Origin of the sequence: Haloferula sp. BvORR071 (genome assembly GCF_000739615.1) — a bacterium.
In the GTDB taxonomy this organism is placed as follows: domain Bacteria; phylum Verrucomicrobiota; class Verrucomicrobiia; order Verrucomicrobiales; family Akkermansiaceae; genus Haloferula.
Window position 1 is genome coordinate 24928 of the sequence record NZ_BATP01000039.1, and the last position, 24962, is coordinate 49889.

The window sequence follows — 24962 nt, forward strand, 5'->3', positions numbered from 1 at the left end:
CCCCGGGCTAGTCCACAGCGCACCCATGAATGTATCGGTCGTGATTCCCGCGCATGACGCGGCGGAGACGCTTTCCCACACCCTCGAATCGCTTCTTGCGCAGACGCATCCTCACTGGGAAGCGATTGTGATCGATGATGGTTCCCGCGATGGCACCTTGGGAATCGCCCGGGAATTCTCGGTCCGCGACGAGCGGATCCGGGTGATCAGCCAGAGCTGTGCCGGAGTGAGCGCAGCACGGAATGCCGGAATCAGTTTGGCACAGGGCGAGTGGCTGCTGTTCCTCGATTCCGATGACTGGCTGTCGCCCTCTCACCTCAAGCGCTTGACCGGCGTGCTCGCGGCCGATCCCGGCCTCGATGCTGTGCACTGTGGGTGGAACCGGGTGCTGCCCGACGGAACGCTGGTGGAGAGGGGCGAAGATCCCTCCCTGCAAGGAGATCTGTTTGGGGTGCTAGCGAGGCGCTGTTGTTTCGCGATCCACGCCTGCCTGATCCGCCGCACGCTGGTGCAAGAGCTGGGTGCTTTTGACGAGTCGATGCCGACTTGCGAGGACTGGGACTTGTGGCAGCGGGTGGCCCGCACGGGCGCCCGCTTCGGGTGGATTCCAGATGTCCTGGCCTATTACCGGATGCGTCCCGCCTCCCTGACCACCGATGGAAGGCAATTCCTTACCGATGGCCTGAAGGTGATCGAGAGGGGACACGGTTCTGATCCGCGGGTGAACAACACCGCGGCGGGGAATCACGCGGGATCTCCCGTGGGGCAACTCTCCGCCGTGAAATTCATCTTCGCCACCTGGCCGGCCGCCGTGGTGCTCGGCCACGGAAACGATGCGCGGCCTCTGCTGGAAATGCTGGGTGACGCGATCGATCCCACGCTTGATCCGGCATTGGTGGCGGCCTGCATTTTCGAAGCGGCGCTGCTGCCCAGGGCTCTGGCTGCATCCGCATGGCCAGAGCTGTGGGCTGAACTGGAAGGGAACGTGCTCAGCTATCTCTCCGCCTTGGAAGTAAGGGCGAAGGTTCCTCTGCTCGCGAGCCGGGCGCGCCGGATCTTGGAGCGCATGATCGTAGAGCAGCCGGGTTCACCCCGTCCCCTCACCATCGGCCTGACCCACGCCTCCGAAATCGAGGTCACCGGCCCGCTGCACGGCCTCACGCCACCTCGAGGGGTGGAGCGGGTGCGCTGCGACGTGCTCATGGAGGGGGTGCGCATTGGGCGGGTCTGGCTTCCGGTTTGTGATGGAGTGGTGACGCCACAGGTTGTCGCCGATGCCATCGCCGCCGAATATGCATGGCCGGTTCTCGGGAAGTTCCTTGAGAAGACCGTGTATCAGGATCTCCGCGCCGAAGAGACGGAAGCTGGGATGTCGATATTCCGCGGCGAGCTTTGTCTCGCGGATGGACTGCCAGCGGGCGCGGCTTGGTCGCTATGCCACGACACCATCGGCTGGACGGTTTTCCTTCAGGAGCTGTGGGGCTGTCCGGAGCTGCCCGCGGAAGCTTTCTATGAAACCGGGGAAGCCATGGGTCTTGAGGGGATTGCTCCAGCCGGGCGACGGATGATCGAGGTGAGTCGGGGATTGCGCGACCTCGTGGCCGCTGGCGATGCCGTGGAGCTTGTGCTCACCGCAGGAGGGCAGGTGGTCGGCACTGTGAATACGCCCAGCCTGCTCTCTGCCACGGAGTTGCGAGCCCACCTGACAATAGCAGGCGGATTTGAACTCTGCCGCGTGGCGGTTCGGGAAGGACTGCTAGGCAGGCCGATGGATCAATCGGCATCCCTGCGCGCGAGGCTGGCGGCGAGCTGCGATGATCTTGCCGAGGAGCCTGAAAGAGTAGGTATGACCTTGGGCCGTCAACCGTCCGGAATCACGGGCACCAGTGCTTCCCGGCACGCGCGCTTGCCGGTAGAGGCGTTTCAGGAGTTGCTCGAGATGGCGCAGGCAATCGGGCAGCCGGTGCTCAGTCCAGTAGACTTGGAGGAGGCGCCGCGTGAGATCGTCTACGCGCCGGATCATCTTGCATGGCCCTTGCCGACCTCGCCTCCCCGCCTCTCGGCAAAGGCGTCCCGCGAGGTCTCCAGTGGTAGCAGCAGCACCGGGCATGACGGGCATCATTTCGAATCCCTTTTCGCTTCAGGAGAGGATCCCTGGGGATACACGAATTCCTACGAGGAGAAGAAATACGCCGAGACTCTTTCCCTCCTTCCGGATCAGCCGATCGGAGAGGCGCTGGAACTCGCGTGCGCGGAAGGGCATTTCACCGAGCGACTTGCCGGTCATGTTGACACTCTGGTCGCCGCCGACATTTCCCGGATTGCCCTGACTCGGGCAGCCGAACGCTGCGTCAGCCTTGGGAATGTGCGCTTCGAGCATTGCGATCTTACCAAGGATCCGATCCTCGGATCCTACGACCTGATTGTCTGCAGCGAGGTCCTCTACTACGTCGGTGGAGTAGAGGATCTGGAATCCGTCGCCGCCAAGATTGCGCAGGCGATCCGTCCGGGCGGGCACTTCCTCTCGGCCCATGCGAATCTCATCGCCGATGAACCCGAGCGGACCGGTTTCGACTGGGGACTGCCTTTCGGAGCGAAGCGGATCGGGGAAGCTTTCGAGCGGGTGGAGTTTTTGGATCTGGTGAAGGAGCTGCGGACTCCACTTTACCGGGTGCAGCTTTTCCGGCGCCGAATGGAAGGGGAGGGGACGCCTGTCCGGGAAGCGGAGATCATTGAAGCCGAGCTCTTGCCAGAGCTTCCGGAGTCGGTGGCCTCCCACGTCAGTTGGGAGGGCCAAGAGTCCCGCCGCACTCCCAATGCCAGCGCGGTGGTGACGGCGCGGTTGCCCGTCCTGATGTATCACCGTGTGGCCCCGGAAGGCTTCGCCACCACCTCGCGCTGGCGGGTGACTCCGGAGGCATTTGAGGAGCAACTGCGCTACCTGCGCGGGGCGGGCTTCCACAGCGTGAGCTTGGAAGAATGGCGGCTGGCTGCGGAGGCGAGACGCCCCCTGCCGGGCCGGGCCATCCTGCTGACCTTCGATGACGGCTATCGGGACTTCGCCACCCATGCGTGGCCCCTCTTGAAGCGCTACGGTTTCACCGCGATCGTCTTCCTGGTCGCTGGTCGGATCGGCGGGACCAATGAGTGGGACTCGGCCCTCGGGGAACCCTTGGAGTTGATGGACTGGGATGAGATCCTGGCCTTGCAAGAAGAGGGCGTGGAATTCGGCTCCCACACCTGCACCCACCCGCCCCTTACCGGGCTCACGCCGGCAGGTGTCGTGCGCGAGTTGGCGAAGTCGCGGACCATTCTGGAGAGCCGTCTGGGGCATCCCGTCACCGCCTTTGCCTATCCGTATGGGGACAACGATCCCGTGGTGCAGCATCTGACGGGGGCCTGCGGTTATCGGTTTGGCCTGACCTGCCGCTCGGAATCGGTGCGGTTCCAGGATTCGCTCTTGGCTCTCCCGAGGATCGAAATACCCGGAGATCTCGATCTGCCGGGCTTCGTGTCGAAGCTCAGGCTGTGACTCGCGCGAGTGCCTCCCCAATCGCGCTGACGGCCATGCGGATCTCCTCCTCCGTGGTGCACAGTGGTAGCATCAGCACCACAGTGTCGCGGATCGGTCGCGTCAGCAGGCCATGCTCACGCATCGCCAGGCAGGCCTTGGTGCCCAGGCCCTCCGCCAACTCGATCCCGGCGACGAAGCCACACTGGCGCACGGCCTTCACCGCGGGATGCTTCAAGTCTCCCAGCAGCTCCGCCAGCAGCGAGATCTTCGGCTCCAGCTTCTCCAGGGTTCGCTCTGTCTCGAAAACCTCCAGACTCGCCAGTGCCACGGCGCATCCAAGTGGATTCGCCGTGTAACTATGCCCGTAGTAGAAGGCGTTCTCCGCGGGTCCTAGAAAGGCATCATATACCTCTCCCGTGGTCAGCGTCGCTGCCATCGGCATGTAGCCGCCGGTGAGTCCCTTCGCCACACACAAGAAATCGGGGATCACCTCCTCGTGATGGCAGGCGAACATCTTCCCGGTTCTTCCAAAGCCGGTCATCACCTCATCCAGGATCAGGTGGACCTCATGGGCATCGCACCATGCGCGCAGCTCGCACAGCATGCCCTTTGGCCATGGGCGCATCTCATTCACGCCTTGGATCAGCGGCTCGATCACCACTGCGCAACTCTGCCGGATCGCCTCGCTTGGCAGATGTCGCAAGGCCTCTATCCCGGTCACGAAAGTCACCGGCGTGCCGTGCTTGCGGAAGCGCTCATGGAAACGCGCGACACCACCCAGTGAGGCCGCGCCCATGGTGTCGCCATGGTAGGCCTGCTCGAAGGCGATGAAGCCGATGCGCTCGGGCTCGCCGGTCTGCTGGCGATACTGGATCGCCATCTTCATCGCGCACTCGATCGCGGTGGAGCCGTCGTCTGAGAAGAACACCCGCTCCAGCGTGCCACCGGGGAAGAGCCCGCAGAGCCGCTCCGCCAGCTCGCTGGCCAGCGGGTTCGCGAAGCCCAGATAGGAGGTGTGGGCCACCGCCGCGAGCTGGCGGGTGATCGCCGCGTCCAGCGCCGGCTGGTGGTGGCCGTGGATGTTCGTCCAGATCGAGGAATTCCCGTCGAGATACTTCCGGCCTTCCGAGTCCCATAGCCAAGCGCCTTCACCGCGGGTTAAAACCAGCGGATCTCCTTGCTCCCAAATGCCTTGTGGGGTGAAGGGGTGCCAGCAGTGCTTCTTGTCCGCTTCGATCCAGCGTCGCGTGTCCTCGCGCATCGCCGCCATCCTCGGCCACCCGCGCGGTCCTGAAAACGGCGAAATCACCAATCCGAGGGCCCCTACGCGATCAGGGAATACGCGGGGCCGAAAATTCATGTCAGCCTGTGCTCGTTCCTCAGGGAACCACACTGACGAAACGATCTCCCTCTCTGCGGGCGGTCGGCACCACTGGGGAAGGCGACCCCCGGTGAACATGCCGGCCGCCCGCTGCGTTTTCAGCCGTTTGGCTCAGGTCAGGTTTTGAAATCCCGCAGGCGGAAGGCTGTGTAGCCGATCAAGAACAGAGTCGCGTTCAGCCCGAAGAGGAAGGCATAGGACCCCGCCAGCTTGGCCCAGGAGATATTCATCTCCAGCAGGTAGACCCAGTTGCTCATCCGCCAAGTCACGAAGTACTGCTCGTAGGGCTTGAAGAAGGGGAACTCCTGCAGGACCAAGTCCACGAAAAGAATGCTCAACGAGACAATCGCCGCCGACGCCGGCTTCATCTTGAAGCAGGAGAACATGAAGGCGATCGACGAGAGAGTGATCATGCTGATCCCGATCCCGAGCGCAGCTAGTGAGATCCGGCCCATGCCCTCATTCCAAGTGCCGAAGACCCCGAAGACCTTCATCTTGTAATTCCAGACGAAGAGCCCTCCATCCCATCCAAGCGCCGCGACGGCCATCGCGTAGCCGGTGATGCCGACGAAGAGAACGAAGGTGATCGTGTAGATGGAAACCGCCGCATACTTCAGCAGCAGGATCCGTAACCGCGAGACCGGGCGAGCCAGCACCAGCCGCAGGTTTCCATCTTCCGACTCCTTCGCGACGATGTCTCCCGCGACCAGCGCGAAGTAGATCGAGCCCAGCAGGAACATGCTGAAGCCCATGATCCAGTAAGTCACCGTCAGCGAACTGTAATAGTCATTGAAGCCAAGCCCATTCGTCTCGATCAGCTCGCGCATGCTGCGCTGGCTGCGCGGTAGCTTGAAGACGAAGAGGATGATCGCCTCCATTGCCAGGAAGACGACATAGCCCATGTAGGTCCGGCGGCGGCCGAAGAGCTTGCGGAGTTCACCTCCCAGTTGGCTGAGGAAATTCATGCGCTTGGGATGAAGGGCTGGGCCTGCTCTTTCGAGTGCCGGTCGGTGATTTCGAGATAGAGGTCCTCCAGCGATCTCCGCACCGGCGCGAAGGAGGAGACCCGGATTCCAACTCCCACCAGTGCTGCCACCAGGATCGGTGCTTCAAGCTCCGGAGGCAGGGTGATTCGTCCCGGGCCCACGACCTTCACGCCGTTCAGTTCGAAAAGCCTGCACGCGCCCTCCCACGGCTCCAGGTCCACCTCATAGACGACAGCCTCTCCTTGGAGCGAAGCCAAGTCGCCGCGGTGAACCAAGCGGCCCTTGTACAGGATCGTCACCCGGTCGCACATCTGCTCCACCTCGGCGAGCAGGTGGGAGTTGAAGAGCACGGTCATCCCGCGCTCCTTGCGCAGATCCAGGATGAAGTCGCGGAACCACTTGATACCCTCGGGATCCAAGCCATCGGTCGGCTCATCAAGCAGCAAGACCTGAGGCTCCGGCAGCAGGGCTTGGGCGAGTGCGAGTCGCTGCCGCATGCCGTGGGAGTAGTGCCCCACCTTGTCGCGGATCCGGTCACTCAGGCCGACCCGCGCGATCACCTCCCGGGCCGCCTTCGCATCGAAGGAGCCGGAATAACCGGCCAGGATCTTCAGGTTGTCCCAGCCGCTCAGATACTCGTAGAAGGCCGGGCTCTCGAAGATGGCCCCCACCTGCCGCAGCGCTCCCGAGTGGTCCTTCTGCACCGAGACACCGCCCACCAGCGCCTCGCCCCGGTCCGGCTCGACCATCCCGAGGATGATTCCCAGCGTGGTACTCTTGCCGGCACCATTGTGCCCGAGAAGCCCGTGGATCTCGCCCTTCTCGACGTGGAAAGAGATATCGTGCAGCGCGGGTTTGCCGCCGAAGGATTTGCAAAGACCGGTGACGCTCAGCATGGCTCGATCGAGCTAACGGTTGACGCCGAACTTCACCTTGTTGGAAGCGGAAAGGTCGGCATAGAGGAAATTCGTGCCGGTCTCGCCGGGGTGCCAGTCTTCCTTGTCGGTCACCAGCGGGATGCGCACGTCCGCGCCGGTCTTGCCGAAGAACTCGAGCTGGAAGCGGTTCCGGCCACTTTGCGTGCTATTCCAGATGTAGCTGCTGCCGCTCTTCTCGAAGATCTCGTGATCAGCGGGGCAGTGATAGCTTTCGGGGTCACCGAGATAGGAAGCGAGTTCCGTTTCGAGCACCGGCGTATCCTCCGCCTTCGACTTCCGGCCCGCGGCCACGTTTGGCATCGTCTGCGCGTGGTCTTGCAGGTAGCTCTCCAGAGCGACTCCGATCTGCCGCAAGTTCGAGAGGCAGGCCGCGCTGCGCGTGCGCGCCATCACCGAGGTGGTGATCGGAAATGCGATGGCGGCCAGCACCACGATGATCAGCAGCACGACCATGATCTCAGTCATGGTGAAGCCGCGGGATTTGACGCCGGGTTTCCTCATCGCGATCCGGGACCCAGATCCTGCCCCCGCAGATTCTGCATCAGTTCATTCGTGGATTCCATCAGCGGAGCCAGGTCCAGCTTGGTATCAGCGCTGGCCTTCTCGAAGTAAGCTTTCATCCCTTCGGATTGAACCTTCTCCACCACATCCTTGCCGAGTTCCTGCAAGCGGGTCATGTCCTCGCCGGTCTTGCCGGTCTCGATGTCCTTCAGTGCCTTCTCGACGAATTGCTTCCGCTTCTCCGGTGGCAGCTTGTCGATTGCTTCCATGAAGCGGCCCATGGACTCCCGCACCGTCAGGTCGATAAAGAGGATCTTCTCGTCGTGACTCATTCGCTGGGTCATGTGATCCAGCGAGCGGTCGTCGCGGGCCTTCTCGCGTTCCGCGAAATCAAGCCGGTTCACCAGATCCGCCATTTCGCGGATCTTCTTCTCCCGCTGCTGGCCACGCGCAGAGTCCGGGGCCGAATTATTCTGCGACCAATCCTCGAATCCCGAGGAGTTGGCCTCGGCCGCGATCTTTTCCGCGGTGATCTGCTTCGAGCCTGCGAAGGCACGTACGGCGGTGACCGCTCCCCACAGTAGAACGAGGGCAAGCAGGGTCTGGATCAGAACTCTTTTCCGGCGCATGGCAGCGTGCCGAAAATAGGCGGGATGCTAACACGCGCAAGTGTGCAGGGTGCCTTGGAAAGGGCTTCGCCGATTCTTCGCCGGTCTTTCAAAAAGTAGTCCGCCAAATCCGGCGGGCAGTCAGAAGTGCTTAGTCCGCTCAGGGGGCTGAGCGGATTACTTCGCGGAGGCCCTTCTCAGCCGGTCCATGATCGCCACGCCCAGACCGGTTTCGCTCACCGGCTCGGCCACGATCGCGTCCAGTCCCTCCTCATCCAGCACCCGCATCACGTGGAAAAGGCGGACTGCTGCCTCCATCAGCTTGCCGCTGCCGGGGCTAAGTTCCTCGACGGTTTCCCACTCGTGCAGGTCCATGTAGCCGGCCTTCGGATCGCCACGGTAGCTCAGCAGGCCGTATTTCTTGCCCGGCTCCGGGCGGAAGTCCTCCGGCTTGTCGAACATGAGGAGGGGAGTCCGCGGCGCGTAATGGCTCTCCAGTTGGCCGGGAGCATCCGGGCGCTCGGTGACGGATTTCTTCTCGATCACCACCTTGCCGAACTTCTGCAGCTCCTCCTTGGTCACCGGCCCGGCACGTAGCACCCGGATCAGCGGCTTCTGCTCGCCGCCGCGATTCTCGATCGTGATGATCGTGCTCTCCAGCCCCTCGCGGCAGGCCCCTCCGTCGATGACGAGGGGGATTCGGCCCTCCAGCTCTTTCAGCACCGCGCTGGCGGAGGTCGGGGAAATCCGGCCGAAGCGGTTCGCACTCGGCGCGGCGATCGGGCGGCCCAGCTCCTTGCCGACGTTGCGGAAAATCAGGTTCGCGCTCTGCCGCACGGCGACCGTCGGCAGCCCGCTGGTCACCAGATCCGGCACCTTGTCGGTTTTCGGCAGCACGATCGTCAGTGGGCCCGGCCAGAAGGCCCCGGCCAAGCTCTTGACCGTGGCGGCGATGTCTTCCGGCACCACGGCAACTTCCGCCAGTTCCTTGAAGGAAGAAATGTGAACGATCAGCGGGTCGAAGGCCGGACGCTCCTTGGCCGCGAAAACCTTGGCCACCGCGTCCGCATTGAAGGCATCCGCGCCCAGTCCGTAGACCGTCTCGGTTGGCAGCGCCACGATCTCGCCCTTGGCCAGCAGCGCCGCGGCTTCACGGACGGCTGCCTTCATATCATCTTCTTGGGCGGATAGGATGCGGGTCTCGGACACGCCCCCAGCCTGTGCCGCCGGGGGAGACTTGGGAATGGCATTTTTGGGCGGATCAGCGTCCTTCTCCGGTGCTGGTAGTTTCCGCAGCGCGGATTTTTTCCTTCAAGGCCTCCCTGCTTGCCCGATCTCCGATGAGCGCGGCCCATTCCCGCGCCGTGGAGAATTCGCCCCGCTCCAGAGAGAGTTGGGCCACCCCGCTCTTGATTCCGTCCCCGGCGGCTGGGGCGAGGTTTTCCGCATGCCCGGTGATCCAAGCCCTCGCGGCCCTGCTGTCCCGCCCGTACCAGCCGGAAATTGCGGAGGCCAAAACGCTTGGATCCGCAGGATTGCTGGCTCCCGAGCAGAGGAAGGCCATGGCGCGTTCGGCGTCCGAATTGACCATTTGCCCGGCGACGAAGGACTGGAGATTCGCGACTTGGTCAGCCGTCATCTGACTATTTTTCAAACCGGCGAGGAGCTCCCACTTGAGGAAGCCATCGTTGCTGCTGTCCAGGTTCAGAATGTGGACGAAATGGCCGTAATCCAGCGTCCCTTTGCCCGCGAGAGCGATGCACTTCTTGAGGAGGATCTCCGGGGTTTCGCAGTCTTTGGGGTCCTGTCGTTTCGATCCGGCGATGGCTTCTGAAATCCCGTCGGAAAATGCCCTCATCTCTTGGGGCGATTGCAGCCTGATCTGATCGAGGTCAAAGCCGGCGGCGTCCCGGGGGCGCGAGCCGATGATCGCCTGCAAAGCTTCGCCGCGTTCCTTTGGGCTCCTTAGTCCTTCCAGCTTCGCCACCAGCGAAGCCAGCGGTGCCGGATCCTCGCGGAAAAGGGTGGCGAGCTGTCGCTCACGGACCATCCCGGGCGCCGCTTCGACCAGCGCCCATGCCTCTGCCAAATGCCCCTGCTTTGCGAGGGTCGAGAGCACCCCCGCGGAAAATTCGGCGCGGCTTTCGATGCCGGTGATCTCGGTCTTTGCCCGATCCAGCAGTTGGCGCGCGGACTCCGGGGTCAGCGTCGTGCGGGGCAGCTTCCGGAGACTGTCCGCAGAAAGCGGAACGCCTTCCCAATCGCCGGTTGCCGGGCTGGGGTTTTTCGGAGTGGATCCCGTGAAGCGTTGGGTGCGGTTCTGCCCGGTCGAGGCCCCACCAGGCAATCGGCTGCCGGGAGAGAAGCAGAGCCAGATACCGATTCCCGCGGCGACCACGGCCGGGATCCCTGTCATCACGGCCAGTTTGGCGGATCGGATCATCTGGGGCTCATTGCTTCGGCTTATCGCATGGCCGGTGCATTGGTCTTGGCGAATGCGTCGATCTGGTCGGTGAGCTGCTTCTTGACCTCCGGGTTCAGCACTTGGTCGACCCAGCGTTGAGCGGTGGTAAAGTCTTTCTTCATGGCGGCAAGCTGCGCCAGACTCACGATGAGTCGCTGGCCCGTCGCGGGATCGACCTTGGGAAGCTGGGTGCTGACCCATTGGTCCGCATAGGCGGGATCCGCCTGATAGATGGTGTCCAAGCCGGCCATAAGCACCTTTTGGGAATACTTGGTCTCAGGATTCGAGCAGATGAGGTTCATCGTGCGGCCGGCATCCGCCTTGATCATGGCAGGCACGATGGCGGCGTGGAGACGGGGGCCGTTCTCGCCGAGTGTGCCCTTGGCTTGGGCCAGGATTTCCCAGCGGTCGAAAGGGGCCACGCTTTTGTCTTGGGCCAAAATCCGAAGCAGATGATCGGCGCTCAGGGTGCCGTCCTTCATCAACTCCAGCGACTTGGCGAAGATGGCCTTGGCGTAGGGAGCGGCACCCATCGCCACGCCGAGCGTGATGGCAACCTGATCCGCCTCCTCCTTCGTGCCGTTGAGAACCCTCTTGAAATCGAGATTGGCGATCTCCCCCGGCCTCCCCGCCAGGATACCATGAACGGCACGGCTGTGGTCCGAGGGGTCGGAAAGCGTGGCCAGACGGCCGAGTAGGGAGTCTAGGGGGGCGGGGCTCTGCAGGAAGTAGCAATTCAACTGCAAGTCCCGCGCCAGACCTGGATCCGTATCGATCAGACTCCAGGCTTCTTCGGTGTAGCCTTGGGCGCAGAGGTAGCCGATGACGGCTGAGGCGATGCTCGCCCGGTCGGTGATGTTTTTGATCTCGGCCTTGGCGCGTTCGAGGATCAGGCGGGCAAGTTCGGGATCGAGCTTGGACTTGGTGAGTTGTTCTTGCACATCCGTCACCGAGAGCGGGCGGGTGCTCCAGTCCAGTTCTTGCTTGGACTCCCTCGAGCCGGTTGCCGCTTCCTTGTCCCGATCGGGCGTGGACTTCGCAGGCACCCCTGCTGCTGGTCCCGGCACTGCCACCGTCCCTGGTTTCAGCCACCACAGGGCCCCGATCCCAACCGCTGCGGCAAGCGTGAGACCCGAAATGGCGGCGAAACGTGCATTCATGATTGGGGACTATGGGGGATTGCTAACGGGAGGGAAGCTCTTAGCCCCGCCTTGAAACAGGCAGTGGGGTCGTATTTACAAAACCTATACTTGGCACTTTGCGGGCCGCGCTCCCCTGTGTACGATCCCGCCATGAATTCCGCCGACGGCCTGCCGAAGAACATCGTGCTGATCGGCTTGATGGGCAGCGGCAAGTCCACCGTCGGCCGCAAGCTCCAGACCATGCTCGGCTATCCGATGATCGATACCGACCATCTGATCGAGGAGAAGACCGGGATGACGATTGCGGAGATCTTCGCCCAGAAGGGCGAGCAAGCCTTCCGCGAAATGGAGAGCGCCGTTCTTCAGGAACTATCCGCCCCCGGCACCCCGCGCCGGATCATCGCCACCGGCGGCGGCATCGTCGGCCGCCGCAGCAACCGCAAGGCCCTCTCCAAGCTCGGCTACGTGGTCTGGCTACAGGCCCCGGTGGACGTCATCCTCCAGCGCACTTCCCGCAACCGCGACCGGCCCCTGCTGCAGATCGCCGATCCGCGCTCGAAGATCGAGCAGCTCCTGATCGAGCGCAGCCCGCTCTACCACGAGATTGCGGATCTGGAGCTGGAGACGTCCGGCCTCGAGACCGAGGAGATCGCCTGCGGCATCCTCGAAAGTGCCCGCTACCATTTCGCGGCGAAGGCCTGAAGTAGTCCGCTCAGTCCTCTGAGCGGACGAAGCAGTTCTAGTGGCGAAGCTCCTTGGAAGGCCCCCGGGGGATGTCCTCTTCCTGCCTCGAATCTCAATCCACCGTCTCGATCAGCACCGGGAAGTGGTCGGAGGGCAGCCGAGCCTCGTATCCTTCGAAGGTCACCTCGCTCGGGAAGTTCCCGGACTTGCTCTCCTCCGGATCCGGCGTCTTCGGCACGCGGTAGCTATCCGTCAGCACCCCGTAGCGCCGCACCGGCACCGCCTTGCCCACGAAGACGTGGTCGATCCGGCTCTCGGTCATCGCGTTGGTGTCGAACTTGTTTGGCGTCCCGTTCAGCGCATATCGCACCTTCGCGATCTCATAGGAATCGGCGAAGCGCGGTGACTCCTGGAACATCCGGTAAGCCTCGCTGTGTTGGTCGCTGTTGAAATCACCCATCAAGTAAACCGGGTCCTGCCCCGCAATCTCCTCGATCTTCTTCAAGATCAGCGCCGCACCTTCCTTGCGCGATTCCTTGCCACGGTGGTCGAGGTGGGTGCTGAAGACGAAGACCGTCTTCGCGTCCGCCTTGCGCTTCAGCTTCGCCCAGCCGCAGATCCGCGGCAGTTGCGCATCCCAGCCCACGCCCGGCTGATCCGGGGTGGGGGAGATCCAGAAGAAGCCGTCGTCCAGCATCTCGAATTTCTCCTTCTTGAAGAAGATCCCGATGTGCTCGCCGGCATGCTTGCCGTCATCGCGCCCGTGCATCGAGCAGCCGTAGTCGCCCAGCAGCTTGCAGAGATCGTCCATCTGCTGCGGTTCGCCTTCCTGGGTGCCGAGCAGGTCGAAGTCGTGGAACTTGATTAGCCCCGCGATGATTGGCGCACGCCGCTCCCAGCTGTTCCCGGCCTTGATGTCGCCATTGTTGTCGTAGCGGATGTTGTAGGTCCCGATGATCGTGGCCGAGGCCGGCAGGCCGAGGGTAAGAAGTGCTGCGAGGCTGAGGGCCAGCTTTCTGAAATTCATGGCAGCAGGGAAGGGAAGCCGCCCCCGGCCTGTCAAACCCGCGTTCCCGCCGCAATTGTAGCCCGGCATTCGCTTGGCGGGACACGTATTGCGAGGCATGCTTCTTACATGAATCCCGCCGCCGCCATCAAAGCCCTCGCTCGCGAGGTCGGCTTCGATGACTGCCGCATCGCCGTGGCGGCGGAGGCGGAGCACGCCGAATCCTTCCGCGAGTGGATCGCCGACGGCTGCCATGGCGACATGGGCTGGATGGAGCGCACTCCCGAGCGCCGCTGCGATCCCCGTGAGGTGCTCGCCGGTTGCCGTTCCGTAGTCACTCTGGCGCTGAACTACTATCCCGGTAGTAATCCGGCAGACGGCTACCGCATCGCCCGCTACGCGTGGAATGACGACTACCACGACATCATCGAGAAAATGCTCAAGCGCATGGACGAGGGCATGCAAGCCCTCGGCGGCACCCAGCGCTACTATGTCGATACCGGTCCGGTCCTCGAACGCGACCACGCCAGCGCCGCCGGCCTCGGCTGGAATGGCAAGTCCACCGTGCAGATCCACAAGGACATCGGCACCTGGTTCTTCCTCGCTGAGCTTCTAACAACGCTGGAACTCCCCGCCGACCCACCCTTCGGCGATCATTGCGGCAAGTGCACCCGCTGCATCAATGCCTGCCCCACCCAAGCGATCACCGCCCCGCATCGCGTCGATGCCCGGCGCTGCATCTCCTATCTCACCATCGAGCACAAGGGGGTCATCCCCGAGGAATTCCGCGAAGCTATCGGCGACCGCCTCTACGGCTGCGATGAATGCCTCGAAGTCTGCCCCTGGAACCGCTTCGCCAAGCTCTCCCGCGAATCGCGGTTCCATGCCCGTGAAGCCGTCTTCGCCCTGAAGCCCCGCGACTTCCTCGCCCTCAGCGACGACGAATTCCGCAGCCTCTTCGCCAAGTCTCCAATCAAACGCATCAAGCGTCCGCGCTTCCTGCGCAACGTCTGCGTCGTCCTCGGCAACACCGGCAGCGCCGGAGATCTGCCCGCCCTAACAAACGCCGCGCAGGATCCGGATCCGCTCATCGCCGAACACGCCGCCTGGGCCATCGCGAAGATCGAAGCACGAGTCCGCCCCATCCCTGCATAAGGAGCGGGACATTCCTGTCCCCGCTAGGCTTGTCTCAAATCTCAAATGTCCCAACGGGACTGCGTAACAAAGTCCGGGGTTGCCGACGCAGGAGGCTACCCCGGGTCAAAGTGCGAGAGAATATTCTACCGCAAAGCGGTTGCGGACATAAGCGTGCGCGCCGGTCGCCATTGCCGATTCTCCTCAACGCCCTGAGGAGGGCGGACACTCTGTCCGCCCCTATTCTCATCACTCATCCAACGACGACAGGTCATCCTTCGTTCCAAACCTCTGATCCTCTCCAGCCGAGCGAATCTCGAACCCCGGCGATTTCTCCGCAATCAGCCGATAGGAGTATCGAGTCATCCAAGGATCCACGGGATACTCCTTGAGCAACTGCTGCCATTTCGCCGGATCATGGTGCTTCGGAGGGCAAACGACCAAGTCGCCCAGCCCCTCCGGCTCATCGGGATACCTGCCGCACTCCGCCTTGAATTTTTCGAGCGCCAGCGCGATGGCCTTTATATCCGAGCCCGCCTTCAGCAGCTTGTTCCCGGGATTGAACAAGGATGGACTCACCATCTCAAAGAGGACGAGAAGACATCTGACTCCTCCTTCCCCTCCCGCTTCACCAAGCGATAGCGATAATCGTTTCCCCATGCATCGATTTGCACCTTCTGGATGATCCGTCGGCGGATCATGGCCTCGAACCCCTGTTCGGTCGTGGGATAAGATCCTGTGGCTGCCCGGTATTTCTCCGCGGCCTCCAGCAATTCGATGCGATCCTCGTGAAACCGGCGGATCTTTCTGCCCTCCCAAACGCTACGCACAAGGCTGGCAGCGACCAGGAGGCCGATCACCCCGGCCGAGAGGATCGTAAGCGGCATCGAATACTTGTTGAACGGGCGCTTCACGGCTCAATCGTCCAAAGACGAAATGTCATCCTTCGTCCCCAACACGCCATCCTTACCTGCGGAGCGAATTTCAAATCCTCGTTCGTCTCCCTCCGGCAGCGCCCGATAGTGATATTCACAGTCCCACGGATCAGGTGGCAGTTTTCTCAGAACCTGGATCCATTTCTTCGGCAACGGCTCCGTGGTCGGTCGCGTGATCAGTGCAGCAAGTCCCTGCTCGGTGGAAGGGTAGCGATCTGCATTGATCTTGTAGGTCTTGAGCGAAGCGCTGATGGAATCAAATTCCGAAGTCGGCCGGCTGAGGATGACGATTGGATGACGCCAGAGATAAAACCCTGAGATCACGCAAACGAGGAGGGCAACGCCGCATGTGATCTTCATGGCTTCACCGGAATAAGTCCGCGGGAGCAATCTTTTGTCTCGGCCCCCACGGCTCGCGTCACGTTCGACCCTGTGGAGAGCGGACACTCCTGTCCGCCTATGACTCACCAATCGTCCACTGACGACAAATCATCCTTCGTTCCAAAGACACCATCCTTCCCCGCCGAGATGATCTCGAAACCTCGCTTGTCATCCTCCGGAAGCGCTTTGTATCGGTAGTCCCGGCCCCATGGATCAGGCGGGATCTTCACGAAAACCTGAATCCATTTCTTCGGTTGGGGATTCGTCTCGGGCCGGGTGACCAATGCGCTTAAGCCTTGCTCGGTCGAGGGATACTGACCGGCGTTGATCCTGTAAGTCTGTATGGCAGAGCGCATCGAATTGAAGTCCGACCGAACTCTCATGTGCGGAGGAACGGGGGTGCTCATCCCGCCCACCAAGGCGTAGATGACCACGAAGAATGCCGCGCCGATGCCTGTTGGAATCAGAACAAAGCGAAGGATGGTGCGACTCACTACTCAACAAAACCACGGGTAGGAGGCCTTGTCGGCGATGTGTCTCATTCTTCACTCTGCCAACAGGAGCCACACCTCGCATGAGGCGTCCCTTCAGCAAGCTACCCCACACGAAAAACCCGGCACTTCGTGCCGGGCTCTTATAAGTCGTCCTCTTAGGGCGAAGAGATCTTAAGCTCGTGCGAGCCGGATCACCGCTCCCCAATCGGAGCCACCGGCAGCGGACCCTTCGGCCCGACATACAGCGTCAGCGGACGATACAAGCGGCTATCGCGCAACTGCTCCAGCACCTGCGCGGTCCAACCGGAAGTCCGCGCGATCGCGAAGATCGGCGTGAAGAGATCGGTCGGGATGCCCAGCGAGTAGTACACCGTGGCGGAGTAGAAATCGACGTTCGCGTTGAGGCCCTTGCGCTCGCGCATGATCTCGGCGATGCGCTCGGACATCTGCAGCCACTTCGGCTCACCGAGTTCGGTGGCAAGCTGCTTGCCCAGGCGCTGGAGGTGCGGAGCGCGCGGATCGAGCACCTTGTAAACGCGGTGACCGATGCCCATGACCTTCTCCTTCCGGGCCAGCTTGCCCTCGATGTATTCGTCCACCTTCGAGAGCTCGCCGATTTCCTGGAGCATGTGGATCACGCCCTCGTTCGCGCCGCCGTGCAGCGGACCCTTGAGCGTGCCGACTGCCGAAGTGATCGCGGAGTAAACATCCGACAGCGTGGCGACGGTCACCCGGGCGGCGAAGGTGGAGGCATTCATGCCGTGGTCGGCATGGATGGTGTAAGCCACGTCGAGGATCTTGGTCTCGTTTTCGGTCGGCTCCCGGCCAGTGGCCTGCCAGATGAAGTTTCCCGCCTCGGAGAGATCCTCGCGCGCGGGCAGCAGCTCCAGGCCCTGGCGGAAGCGGTGGAAGGCGGCGACGATCACCGGAACTTTTGCCACCAGCGAGAGGCCGACTTGCTCGACCTTTTCCAGGTTCGGCTCACCGATGGTCGCGCGCTTGTCGTAGAGACCGAGCATCGAGACGCCCGTGCGGATCACATCCATCGGGCTGGCGTCCTTTGGAGCGTTTTTCAGGAATTCGATCACCCCGGCCGGCAGCTCGCGGTCGCCGCGCAGGCGCTTCATCAGTGCGTCCAGCTCGTCCTGTTTCGGCAGCCGGCCCTTGTACAGGAGGAAAACGATCTCCTCGTAGCAGCAGTTGGCGACGAGATCGTCGATCGAGTAGCCCACATACGTCAGGCGGCCTTCGGCACCCTCCACGTTGCTGAGTGCGGATTCATTGGCGATGACTCCTTCGAGGCCTTTGGCGTAGTCGGTCATGGGGTTGGAACGGGACGGGTTACGGGTGCTGAATTTGCACGGAAGAAAGCGGGTCGTGCGGAGGCCTGCAAGGGGAATCCCGCCCGCCCCGGAAAGCCGTCCATCCGCTCATTTTCAGGGGAATCAGATTGCCCGTAGGGTCGAGTATTTCAGAGCTTCCAGCCGTGCCGGACGCCGCCCGACTCTTTATCGAAAGTAGCACACCCCGTGCCTCGCTGGCCCTGCTGCGTGGCAGCGAGGTCGTCTTCGGCGAATCCTTTACCGGTGATCGCAGTCATAATGCCCTGCTCTTCGAGCCCCTGCAGCGGGCCTTGGCCTGCCTCGCAGCGGGCGAAAAGCTCGCCACAGTCGTGATCGGCACCGGCCCCGGCAGCTACAGTGGCACTCGCGTCGGCATCGCGGCAGGGCAGGGGGTGGCCATGGTCCACGCCTGCCCGGCCGTCGGCCTTTGCTCGCTGTTAGCCGTGCCCGAGGCTGCGACCGGGAAATCCCTCGCCATCGGCGACGCCCGCCGCGGCAGCGCTTGGCGTGCGGTTATCGAAAACGGCCTGTTAGCCGTCGAACCCGAGCTCTGTGCCGCGGCCGAACTGGAAGAAGAACTCCGCGCGGATCCCAACCTGAAGGCCTTCGCCCTCGAATCCGTCAGCAAGATTGGCCTTTCTCCCGAAACCGAGGCCCGCGTGCTGCCCGGCCACCCGGACGCCGCCCATCTCGCCCAAGCGTGGTTCCGGCTTTTCGCGGAGGAGAAGGAGCGCCTCGGCACCCTGCCGCCCCAGCCCGTCTACCTCCGCCCGCCGCACATCACGGAGGCAAAGGGCGGGCATCCGCTGCTGAGGAAGTAAAAGACCTCCCGTTCCCGCTTGGGACTGCGTGCCGCAGCACTCCATAGTCTTATCCGCGATTCGCGGCCTACTTCCGCCGCCACACGCTCACTAGCGAGCTCGTCCACTGGAACTTCCGTGCCGTCTCCCGGATCAGGAAGGGCTCATCCACCGCCTTCAGCAGCTCGAAATCCCGCCCCAATTCCTCCCCCAGCCAGTCTAGTGTGCTGCCGACCGGCCAATTCTCCGGCGGGGTGAACTCTCCTAGCCAGGTGCAGGGCGTCGCCAGCACCAGCTCTCCGCCTGGCCGGACCAATTGCGGCAGCCGCTTCAGGAACATAGCGGGGAGGAAAAGCCGGCAGATCAGGTTCGCGGCGTGCACCCGGTCGAAAGCCCCTAGGTCCGCCCGCAAGGACATCGCGTCCCCGGTCTCAAAAGAAACCCGCCCCACCGGCAGCCCCTGCGGCACGCGGGCCTCCAGCACCGTCCGCAGATTCGCCTCGTCCAGTCGCTCGTAGTTCAGCGGTCCCTTTGCGAGATCCGCCGCAGCCTGGATGAAATTGTGCGAGTAATCGATCCCCAGCGTCTCCGCGCTGTCCCGCGACAGCTCGTAGGTGGACCGCCCCACCGCACAGCCCACGTCCAGAGTCCGCTCCACCGCTCCGGGCGAGAAGTGCTTGGTCGTCCGCACCGCGAAATCGAGGGCCTCCCGCATCCCCGCCGGCGCGGTTTCCGGCAGGATTTCAGCCGCCGTCCCATAGTGGAACAGCAGGTATTCCGCGAGCAGGCGCGCGCTTTCGTAGGGATTGGGATTCGTGCTCAATGGATCGCTACTTGTCCGGGTTTCAGCGCCACCTCGTCGTAGTGGAAGTCGGCATCATCGTGCTTCGGCACCGGAATGTTCAAAATCTTCATTTTCCCCACGGCGCGGTGACGGCAGCCCGGGCGGATCATGATTGCGCTCAGCGGCTTCACCGGCACCATCTCGCCGTCCAGCTCGATGAAGCCCTCGCCCTCCAGCACCACGTAGATCTCGGTGGTCTTCAGGTGGTAGTGGCTCAGCGGCTCATCGCTCACCTCCAGATAGTGCGCGGAGGCGGGCGCATCCGGCTGGTCCACGAAGGCCCGTCGGGTCGTCCCGCAACTGCACTGGATCGGCGGCAAGTCGCCGAGCTCGACGTGTTGGAAGCGCTTCATCAGCGGAAATCTGGCAGGGCGCCGGTGAATCTGTCGATTCTCCGTGCTGCCCTGCCTCGAAACTCCGGCCTTCCTCAACCAGCCAGCGCATCCATCAGGTAGCGCGCCGGGCGGAAATTCTCGATCAGGATCTCCCGCTGTGTCCCGCGCTTCATCCGCACCTGCTTGATGTTGAAATTCGGCGTCTTGTGCGGCGCGAAGAGGATGTCGTCGTGGGTCGAGTTCTCGTGCTTTTTGAACATCTCCGGCACGATGTCCCCGCCGAGATGGTCATCGCGGCCGGTCGCCAAGTGACAGGTGCCCAGCACCTTCTCATCTTGGATGTCCGCGTAGGAGACCGGCAGCACCTGCGTCCCGAAACCGAGCTCACCCAGCGTCCCTGTCATCGGGTCGTCCAGCAGGCGCGCGTTGTGGCGGTCGATCGTCGCTTGGTTTCCCTGGATCAGATCGGAGCGCAGGATGCAGCGGTTCTCCACCGTCAGCAGGCCCAGCGTGCCGTCCTCATACTTCATCGGGAAATGCCCGCGGGCATCCTGTGGCACGAAATACACCTCTCCGGCCGGCAGGTTCGCGATGTCCGGCTTCTTGCCTTGGCAGAGCCCGTGCGATTTCTGGGCCTCCTGCCCACCCAGGCCGAGCCAAGCGGTCAGGATTCGGCCGTCCTCCAGCTCGAAATCGATCTCCACTTCGTCCGCCTTGTTCATCGCCAGGCGCAGCTTCTCGGCATCCGCGGATACTTCGTGGTAATCCACCGCCAGCCCGGAGCCCAGAATGATGTCGTTCAGCCCGTGCAGCGTCGCGCCACGGAAGCCGAATTCCTTCGCCTTGGCCGTCAACGGGGCGGTCGCGGAGAAGGTCGAGATGCAGAGGATCAGGTCGTAGTGCGGGTAGATGTCCCGATCCAGCGAAAGCTTGGTCCCATTCGTGTCCCAGACCGCGTCTTCCAAGTCGAGGTTCGAGCCGTGGGTGCACTTGTAGGCGAACATCTCGCCGCCATGCATCCCCAGCTCCTTCATCGCCCCGTTCTTCAGGCCCAAGTAAAAGGCCTCGTGGGCCTTCTTCTGCACCGGGAAGCCCTCTTCCTTGAGGAAGTTGAAATCGTCGATCAGCCCCGCGGGTTCGTCGAAGTCCGTCAGAATACAGACCCGACACCCTTGGGTCGGCTTGAAGACGGTTCCGAGCAGGCGGACTAGATCGAAGGGCGGAAACTCCCGGTTTTCGGGGTGTAGCAGAATCTCCTCGGACAAGTAGTGGGGGAGGCTGGTGGCGGGCATAGTTCCGAAAACTAGGATCACTCTGAAGCTGCGCAAGGGGAGTTTTATGCTGGGGATTGCGACGAATGTGTCATCGCGATCACAATCCCCCGCCCAGCTCCATTCCCTTGTCCTTCATGTCCTGCAGGACTGAGGACATGTCGTCCAGCGACTCCCACAAGTCCCTGACCACGAACACTGGAGCCCCTGCGCGCACGGCGATCGCGATGCAGTCGCTCGGCCGCGCGTCCAGCTCCACGATCTTGCGCTCCATGATCTCATTTTCCGCCTCCAGGATCAGGCGCGCGTAGTAGATCTCCTTGTCTAGGGCCACGATGATTGCCCGGCTGACCTTGGCCCCGAAGGCCTCCAGGGTGAAAAGGTAGAGGTCGTGGGTCAGTGGCCGCGGCGGCGTCTCCCCGGCCAGCGCAGCATTGATCGAGGCCCCGATCGCCAGATCGATGTAGAAGACGATCGATTTCTTGCCGTCTCCCAGGAACACGGCACAGCCGGCGGGAGTGGGAAGCAGGGCGATGGGTTCAACGCGGACCAAGTCAGGCACGTTGCACTTCTCGCCTCATCTTCGGGCATTTCCAAGGTGAAATCCTGTCTAAACCTTCCGTAAGGAGCGACCGTATATGCGGCCCCGACCGGACCGCCCGGGGTCCCCAGGGGCTCTCTAGCGGATCTTGCCCTGCCGGGCCCTGCCACGATATCCTGAAAGCTCCTCGTCACCATGAAGTTCCAAATGAATCGCCGCCGCGCGCTCAAGACCCTGTTCTGCTCCAGTGTCTTCAGCGGGCTGAATGTGAGCACCCGCGGCTTGGCCCAAGGCGCTCCGGCTGGCGGTTCGCTCGACTTCCTGGCGCTCGGCGACTTCGGCACTGGCGATGTCGCACAGAAGGCGGTCGGCCGGGCGATGATCCGCTATGCCGCGCAGCTCGGCAAAAAGCCGGATGGCCTGCTGCTGCTAGGCGACAATTTCTACGGCGCGATGCCCGGCGGGGTGAAATCCCCGCGCTGGCAGTCCGGTTTCTCGGCGATCTATCCGGGCTCGGAGTTCCCAGGTCCTTGCTGGCCGATCCTCGGCAACCACGATTACCACGACACCGTCGGCAATGAGCAGGTCCAACTCGGCTACGCCGCCTCGCTGAACCGCGCGACCCGCTGGACCTTCCCGTCCAAGTACTACCGCCTGGATCTTCCCGTGGAGAATCCGCAGGTCACCCTGCTGATGCTGGATACCAACTGGCAGACCATCAATGCCGCGATCCACAAGGACCGGCCCTGCTGGATGGCGGAGGAGGAGCGCGTGGCCCAGATGAAGTGGATCGAAGAACAGCTCGCCTCGCCGCGTGCCCCCTTCACCGTCGTTTGCGGGCACCACCCGGTCTATTCCGATGCCGCCCATGGCGATACCAAGGAGCTGGTGCAGGACCTCGCGCCGCTGCTGGAGAAGCACGGCGTGCACATCTACCTCTGCGGCCACGATCACGACCTCCAGCACATGGAGTTCGCGAATCACCGCACCTCCTTCGTCCTCTCCGGCGGCGGCGGCGCGCGGATCTATCCGACTCCGGAAACGATCCGTCCGGGCTCGAAGGTTTTCGCGGTCAATGGCTTCAGCCACCTCTCGTTGAGCGAAGGGGTGATGACCATCCGCCATATCGATGCGAACGGGAACATGCTGCATGCGTTCACCAAGGGCGTGAACTACGATTGGAGGATCCTCGGCTAAGGTAGCGGAACGGCTGCGCCGTTCTGGCGGTGCGAATCCACCCCGGATCTCACGTCGCCGAAGTGGCGCGGCCTCTCCAGAGCCGCGACTGGGGAGATGAACCCAAACCATCACCTCTGCATTCCGGAGGGAATCTGCCCATAGCACGGCTCAAAACAGAGTGCTCCCGTGAAGTCAGCCTGAGAAAAGCTGCCGCCGAGGGCCGACGCATCCCAGCGCCGCATCTGCACTTCTGCGTAAGTCTTCCAACTGCGGCTCAGGAGAGGCCGCGCCACTTCGCAAGCCTTGCGGCAAGACCGCCAAGCCGCGATGCTCCCCGCGACCCGCGATGCGCAAGATCGTCCACATCGACATGGATTGCTTCTACGCCGCGATCGAGGAGCGGGAGAATCCATCGCTGAAGGGCAAGCCGGTCGGTGTCGGCGGCAGTTCGCGCCGCGGCGTCCTCACAACCGCGAACTACGAGGCCCGCAAGTACGGCTGCCGCTCCGCCATGCCGGTCTTCAAGGCCCTCGAACTCTGCCCGCAGCTCATCCTGGTCCGCACCCGCTTCGACCTCTACCGCACCGTGAGCGCCCAGGTCCGTGCGATCTTCGGCCGCTTCACCGACAAGATCGAGCCGCTCTCTCTCGACGAGGCCTATCTCGACCTCTCGCATCTCAACACTTCCGCCGCCGCCCTCGCCCGCGAGATCCGCACCCAGATCAAGGAGGAGACCGGCGGCCTCACCGCCTCCGCGGGTATCGCTCCGAACAAGATGATCGCGAAGATCGCCAGCGACTGGCGGAAGCCGGACGGTCAGTTTGAGGTGAAGCCCGAGGAAGTGGATGCCTTCATGAAGGCCCTCCCGGTGCGCCGCATCTGGGGTGTCGGCGGTAAGATGGCGGGCAAGCTCGAGAGCATCGGCATCCGCACCTGCGGGGAACTCCAGCAATTCGACAAGATCGAGATGGCCCGCCGCTTCGGCCGCTGGGGCCTGGAGCTGTGGGAACTTTGCCGCGGTATCGATATCCGCGAGGTGAGGACCGAGCGCATCCGCAAGTCCCTCAGCACCGAAAACACCTTCCGTGAGAACCTGCACTCCCTCGCCGATCTCCGGCCGGTGATGCACCCGATGATTGAGGAGGTTGCCGCCGATCTGGTGCGCCACGAAGACCGCCAGATCCGCTCGCTGGTCCTCAAGATGAAGTTCGCCGATTTCACCCGCACCACAGCCGAGCGCGCCCATACCTGGGTGGACAAGGAGATCTTCGAGGAACTCCTCGCCGAAGCCTGGCAGCGCAGCGAGGGGAGGGGAGTGCGCTTGTTAGGCGTCGGTGTCCGCTTCCGCGATCCGGAGGATCACCGGCAGATGGAGCTGCTGTGAGGGAGTGTCGCTCTTCGAGCGTCATTTCGTGGCAAGCTTCTTTCAGAAGTGAGTCGAGCTTTCATGCCCCGCGCTGCAACGCCGCCTCAATCCGATATCCATCCGGATCGATCACAAAGGCAGCATAGTAGTCATCCCCATATTCCGGATGAATACCCGTCCCGCCATTGTCCGCCCCACCATGGACCAATGCCGCCGCATGAAACGCATCGATCGCCTCGCGCGACAACCCGGCGAAGGCGACATGAAATCCTTCGCCCGGCACATCGACGCTATCCCGCTGCTTGATCGCAAACTTGTCTCCGCCTCCCGGGTAACCATAGCCAACCGCCTCATCGTCGTCCCAAACGCGGACATACCCCAAGGGCTTCAATGCGGCGTCATAGAAGGCCGCGGAACGCGCCAGATCGGCGACGGCGAAGGAGAGGTGGTGGAGCATCATGGTGCTGCTATTCAAGACGCAAACTACCGCGAGGCAACGCACATCCGAGACCCCGGACGCGGTCCTTTACCTCGGGCCGATCTCACGCTATGCTCCTGCCGATGGACCGGATTACCTTCAATCCCGAGCAGTGCGGTGGGCGTCCTTGCATCCGGGGACTGCGTGTCCGTGTGAAGGATGTTCTCGATCTGCTCGCTTCGGGAGTGCGCGAAGCAGAAATCCTTGAGGACTATCCCTACCTCGAAGCTGCCGACATCCGAGCCTGTTTGGCCTACGCGGCTGCGGAAGCGGATCATCCGGTTCTTCTTGCGCGTTGAGTATGCGCTTTCTTGTGGATGCACAACTCCCGCCGGCGCTGGCTCGGATGCTTTCCTCCAGGGGTCATATTGCGGAGCATGTGATAGACGTGGCTTTAGCCGAGGCAAACGACTCAGCGATCTGGCAATATGCTTTGGCCAACCAGGCCATCCTTGTCACCAAGGACGAGGACTTCGCCCATCGCTTGAGCCAAGGAGGAGAGGCGCCGGTCATCCTCTGGCTGCGGATTGGCAACACCAGCCGTCAGGCCCTTCTGGAGTGGTTTGTGCCTCTGCTGCCTCAGATTGAAACTTGGCTTCAGGACGGAGAGCGTTTGATCGAGGTTCGCTAATTGAGC

Annotated in this window: 27 protein-coding genes; 8 read left to right on the top strand and 19 right to left on the bottom strand. The window is 62.7% G+C overall.

What is annotated here, in order from left to right; genetic code table 11:
• The first annotated feature begins 25 nt into the window (after positions 1–25).
• On the top strand, positions 26–3532 hold the full coding sequence (locus BV071_RS20760; RefSeq protein ID WP_035611435.1) for a trifunctional glycosyltransferase/class I SAM-dependent methyltransferase/polysaccharide deacetylase: 3507 nt from the start codon (positions 26–28) through the stop codon (positions 3530–3532).
• On the opposite strand, the gene bioA is transcribed toward BV071_RS20760, so the two are convergent.
• The 8 genes from bioA to BV071_RS20800 all read right to left on the bottom strand — a co-directional run bounded on the left by bioA (position 3522) and on the right by BV071_RS20800 (position 11552).
• Complete coding sequence (bioA, locus tag BV071_RS20765; RefSeq protein WP_035611838.1) at positions 3522–4775, bottom strand: adenosylmethionine--8-amino-7-oxononanoate transaminase; 1254 nt, start codon at positions 4773–4775, stop codon at positions 3522–3524. The two genes, BV071_RS20760 and bioA, sit on opposite strands and share 11 nt — an antisense overlap.
• A gap of 236 nt (positions 4776–5011) precedes the next feature.
• A complete protein-coding gene (locus BV071_RS20770; protein WP_035611437.1) occupies positions 5012–5860 on the bottom strand; it encodes an ABC transporter permease subunit in 849 nt (282 codons plus the stop codon).
• Positions 5857–6777 (bottom strand): ABC transporter ATP-binding protein, encoded by a 921-nt coding sequence (locus tag BV071_RS20775; RefSeq protein WP_035611439.1) that lies wholly within the window; start codon positions 6775–6777, stop codon positions 5857–5859. The genes BV071_RS20770 and BV071_RS20775 overlap by 4 nt, the downstream gene beginning before the upstream one ends.
• A 12-nt stretch (positions 6778–6789) precedes the next feature.
• Complete coding sequence (locus BV071_RS20780; RefSeq protein WP_035611441.1) at positions 6790–7320, bottom strand: type II secretion system protein; 531 nt, start codon at positions 7318–7320, stop codon at positions 6790–6792.
• Positions 7317–7949: a hypothetical protein gene (locus BV071_RS20785; protein ID WP_035611443.1), complete on the bottom strand. Its 633-nt coding sequence runs from the start codon at positions 7947–7949 to the stop codon at positions 7317–7319. Before BV071_RS20785 ends, BV071_RS20780 begins: the two co-directional genes overlap by 4 nt.
• 156 nt (positions 7950–8105) lie before the next feature.
• Complete coding sequence (locus tag BV071_RS20790; RefSeq protein WP_265594701.1) at positions 8106–9137, bottom strand: L-threonylcarbamoyladenylate synthase; 1032 nt, start codon at positions 9135–9137, stop codon at positions 8106–8108.
• 52 nt (positions 9138–9189) lie between these two features.
• A complete protein-coding gene (locus tag BV071_RS20795) occupies positions 9190–10371 on the bottom strand; it encodes a hypothetical protein (RefSeq protein ID WP_035611447.1) in 1182 nt (393 codons plus the stop codon).
• 20 nt (positions 10372–10391) lie between these two features.
• The gene (locus tag BV071_RS20800; RefSeq protein ID WP_035611449.1) at positions 10392–11552 is read right to left on the bottom strand and encodes a hypothetical protein; all 1161 of its coding nucleotides are present in this window, start codon (positions 11550–11552) and stop codon (positions 10392–10394) included.
• Positions 11553–11684: 132 nt separating this feature from the next.
• Between BV071_RS20800 and BV071_RS20805 the strand changes: the two genes are divergently transcribed.
• Positions 11685–12236 carry a shikimate kinase gene (locus BV071_RS20805; protein WP_035611839.1) on the top strand — a complete coding sequence of 184 codons (552 nt, stop codon included), beginning with the start codon at positions 11685–11687 and terminating at the stop codon, positions 12234–12236.
• Positions 12237–12330: 94 nt separating this feature from the next.
• Here the strand turns inward: BV071_RS20805 and BV071_RS20810 are convergent, their stop codons facing one another.
• On the bottom strand, positions 12331–13245 hold the full coding sequence (locus BV071_RS20810) for an endonuclease/exonuclease/phosphatase family protein (RefSeq protein ID WP_035611451.1): 915 nt from the start codon (positions 13243–13245) through the stop codon (positions 12331–12333).
• Between the two features lie 108 nt (positions 13246–13353).
• Between BV071_RS20810 and queG the strand changes: the two genes are divergently transcribed.
• Entirely contained in the window at positions 13354–14379 is a 1026-nt protein-coding gene (gene queG, locus BV071_RS20815) for a tRNA epoxyqueuosine(34) reductase QueG (RefSeq protein WP_035611453.1), read from the top strand.
• A gap of 228 nt (positions 14380–14607) precedes the next feature.
• On the opposite strand, the gene BV071_RS20820 is transcribed toward queG, so the two are convergent.
• The 5 genes from BV071_RS20820 to BV071_RS20840 all read right to left on the bottom strand — a co-directional run bounded on the left by BV071_RS20820 (position 14608) and on the right by BV071_RS20840 (position 17490).
• Complete coding sequence (locus BV071_RS20820; protein WP_052573683.1) at positions 14608–14940, bottom strand: type II secretion system protein GspG; 333 nt, start codon at positions 14938–14940, stop codon at positions 14608–14610.
• A complete protein-coding gene (locus tag BV071_RS20825) occupies positions 14934–15272 on the bottom strand; it encodes a type II secretion system protein GspG (protein WP_035611454.1) in 339 nt (112 codons plus the stop codon). The genes BV071_RS20820 and BV071_RS20825 overlap by 7 nt, the downstream gene beginning before the upstream one ends.
• A gap of 3 nt (positions 15273–15275) precedes the next feature.
• Positions 15276–15653 carry a type II secretion system protein GspG gene (locus tag BV071_RS20830; RefSeq protein WP_052573684.1) on the bottom strand — a complete coding sequence of 126 codons (378 nt, stop codon included), beginning with the start codon at positions 15651–15653 and terminating at the stop codon, positions 15276–15278.
• A gap of 104 nt (positions 15654–15757) precedes the next feature.
• The gene (locus BV071_RS20835) at positions 15758–16057 is read right to left on the bottom strand and encodes a type II secretion system protein GspG (protein ID WP_265594702.1); all 300 of its coding nucleotides are present in this window, start codon (positions 16055–16057) and stop codon (positions 15758–15760) included.
• Positions 16058–16359: 302 nt separating this feature from the next.
• Positions 16360–17490: a citrate/2-methylcitrate synthase gene (locus tag BV071_RS20840; RefSeq protein ID WP_035611456.1), complete on the bottom strand. Its 1131-nt coding sequence runs from the start codon at positions 17488–17490 to the stop codon at positions 16360–16362.
• A gap of 164 nt (positions 17491–17654) precedes the next feature.
• Between BV071_RS20840 and tsaB the strand changes: the two genes are divergently transcribed.
• Entirely contained in the window at positions 17655–18332 is a 678-nt protein-coding gene (gene tsaB / locus BV071_RS33390) for a tRNA (adenosine(37)-N6)-threonylcarbamoyltransferase complex dimerization subunit type 1 TsaB (protein WP_052573686.1), read from the top strand.
• Between the two features lie 67 nt (positions 18333–18399).
• On the opposite strand, the gene BV071_RS20850 is transcribed toward tsaB, so the two are convergent.
• The 4 genes from BV071_RS20850 to BV071_RS20865 all read right to left on the bottom strand — a co-directional run bounded on the left by BV071_RS20850 (position 18400) and on the right by BV071_RS20865 (position 21323).
• Positions 18400–19134, bottom strand: a complete 735-nt coding sequence (locus BV071_RS20850) for a methyltransferase domain-containing protein (RefSeq protein WP_035611457.1) — start codon at positions 19132–19134, stop codon at positions 18400–18402.
• Positions 19131–19508, bottom strand: coding sequence for a cupin domain-containing protein (locus BV071_RS20855; protein ID WP_052573687.1), 378 nt, complete (start codon positions 19506–19508; stop codon positions 19131–19133). The genes BV071_RS20850 and BV071_RS20855 overlap by 4 nt, the downstream gene beginning before the upstream one ends.
• A gap of 74 nt (positions 19509–19582) precedes the next feature.
• Complete coding sequence (locus BV071_RS20860; protein WP_265594703.1) at positions 19583–20782, bottom strand: hypothetical protein; 1200 nt, start codon at positions 20780–20782, stop codon at positions 19583–19585.
• 79 nt (positions 20783–20861) lie between these two features.
• Complete coding sequence (locus tag BV071_RS20865; RefSeq protein WP_035611458.1) at positions 20862–21323, bottom strand: bifunctional nuclease family protein; 462 nt, start codon at positions 21321–21323, stop codon at positions 20862–20864.
• Between the two features lie 174 nt (positions 21324–21497).
• On the opposite strand from BV071_RS20865, the gene BV071_RS20870 reads away from it, so the two are divergent.
• Complete coding sequence (locus BV071_RS20870) at positions 21498–22499, top strand: metallophosphoesterase (protein ID WP_035611459.1); 1002 nt, start codon at positions 21498–21500, stop codon at positions 22497–22499.
• Between the two features lie 328 nt (positions 22500–22827).
• Positions 22828–23865, top strand: coding sequence for a DNA polymerase IV (gene dinB / locus BV071_RS20875; protein WP_035611461.1), 1038 nt, complete (start codon positions 22828–22830; stop codon positions 23863–23865).
• Positions 23866–23926: 61 nt separating this feature from the next.
• On the opposite strand, the gene BV071_RS20880 is transcribed toward dinB, so the two are convergent.
• A complete protein-coding gene (locus BV071_RS20880) occupies positions 23927–24304 on the bottom strand; it encodes a VOC family protein (protein ID WP_035611853.1) in 378 nt (125 codons plus the stop codon).
• Positions 24305–24408: 104 nt separating this feature from the next.
• On the opposite strand from BV071_RS20880, the gene BV071_RS20885 reads away from it, so the two are divergent.
• Both BV071_RS20885 and BV071_RS20890 read left to right on the top strand, forming a co-directional pair.
• The gene (locus tag BV071_RS20885) at positions 24409–24624 is read left to right on the top strand and encodes a DUF433 domain-containing protein (RefSeq protein WP_075090979.1); all 216 of its coding nucleotides are present in this window, start codon (positions 24409–24411) and stop codon (positions 24622–24624) included.
• A 2-nt stretch (positions 24625–24626) separates the two neighbouring features.
• Positions 24627–24956 (top strand): DUF5615 family PIN-like protein, encoded by a 330-nt coding sequence (locus BV071_RS20890; RefSeq protein ID WP_035611471.1) that lies wholly within the window; start codon positions 24627–24629, stop codon positions 24954–24956.
• The last annotated feature ends 6 nt before the right edge of the window (positions 24957–24962 follow it).

Coding starts and splice junctions, on each gene's coding strand:
- BV071_RS20885 (WP_075090979.1), top strand. CDS start 24,409: ATGGACCGGATTACCTTCAATCCCGAGCAGTGCGGTGGGCGTCCTTGC.
- BV071_RS20770 (WP_035611437.1), bottom strand. CDS start 5,860: ATGAATTTCCTCAGCCAACTGGGAGGTGAACTCCGCAAGCTCTTCGGC.
- BV071_RS20805 (WP_035611839.1), top strand. CDS start 11,685: ATGAATTCCGCCGACGGCCTGCCGAAGAACATCGTGCTGATCGGCTTG.
- BV071_RS20800 (WP_035611449.1), bottom strand. CDS start 11,552: ATGAATGCACGTTTCGCCGCCATTTCGGGTCTCACGCTTGCCGCAGCG.
- BV071_RS20785 (WP_035611443.1), bottom strand. CDS start 7,949: ATGCGCCGGAAAAGAGTTCTGATCCAGACCCTGCTTGCCCTCGTTCTA.
- dinB (WP_035611461.1), top strand. CDS start 22,828: ATGCGCAAGATCGTCCACATCGACATGGATTGCTTCTACGCCGCGATC.
- BV071_RS20810 (WP_035611451.1), bottom strand. CDS start 13,245: ATGAATTTCAGAAAGCTGGCCCTCAGCCTCGCAGCACTTCTTACCCTC.
- BV071_RS20780 (WP_035611441.1), bottom strand. CDS start 7,320: ATGAGGAAACCCGGCGTCAAATCCCGCGGCTTCACCATGACTGAGATC.
- BV071_RS20760 (WP_035611435.1), top strand. CDS start 26: ATGAATGTATCGGTCGTGATTCCCGCGCATGACGCGGCGGAGACGCTT.
- BV071_RS20835 (WP_265594702.1), bottom strand. CDS start 16,057: ATGAGAGTTCGGTCGGACTTCAATTCGATGCGCTCTGCCATACAGACT.
- BV071_RS20860 (WP_265594703.1), bottom strand. CDS start 20,782: ATGCCCGCCACCAGCCTCCCCCACTACTTGTCCGAGGAGATTCTGCTA.
- queG (WP_035611453.1), top strand. CDS start 13,354: ATGAATCCCGCCGCCGCCATCAAAGCCCTCGCTCGCGAGGTCGGCTTC.
- bioA (WP_035611838.1), bottom strand. CDS start 4,775: ATGCGCGAGGACACGCGACGCTGGATCGAAGCGGACAAGAAGCACTGC.
- BV071_RS20840 (WP_035611456.1), bottom strand. CDS start 17,490: ATGACCGACTACGCCAAAGGCCTCGAAGGAGTCATCGCCAATGAATCC.
- BV071_RS20890 (WP_035611471.1), top strand. CDS start 24,627: ATGCGCTTTCTTGTGGATGCACAACTCCCGCCGGCGCTGGCTCGGATG.
- BV071_RS20820 (WP_052573683.1), bottom strand. CDS start 14,940: ATGGTGAGTCCATCCTTGTTCAATCCCGGGAACAAGCTGCTGAAGGCG.
- BV071_RS20870 (WP_035611459.1), top strand. CDS start 21,498: ATGAAGTTCCAAATGAATCGCCGCCGCGCGCTCAAGACCCTGTTCTGC.
- BV071_RS20775 (WP_035611439.1), bottom strand. CDS start 6,777: ATGCTGAGCGTCACCGGTCTTTGCAAATCCTTCGGCGGCAAACCCGCG.
- BV071_RS20855 (WP_052573687.1), bottom strand. CDS start 19,508: ATGAAGCGCTTCCAACACGTCGAGCTCGGCGACTTGCCGCCGATCCAG.
- BV071_RS20880 (WP_035611853.1), bottom strand. CDS start 24,304: ATGCTCCACCACCTCTCCTTCGCCGTCGCCGATCTGGCGCGTTCCGCG.
- BV071_RS20830 (WP_052573684.1), bottom strand. CDS start 15,653: ATGAAGATCACATGCGGCGTTGCCCTCCTCGTTTGCGTGATCTCAGGG.
- BV071_RS20795 (WP_035611447.1), bottom strand. CDS start 10,371: ATGATCCGATCCGCCAAACTGGCCGTGATGACAGGGATCCCGGCCGTG.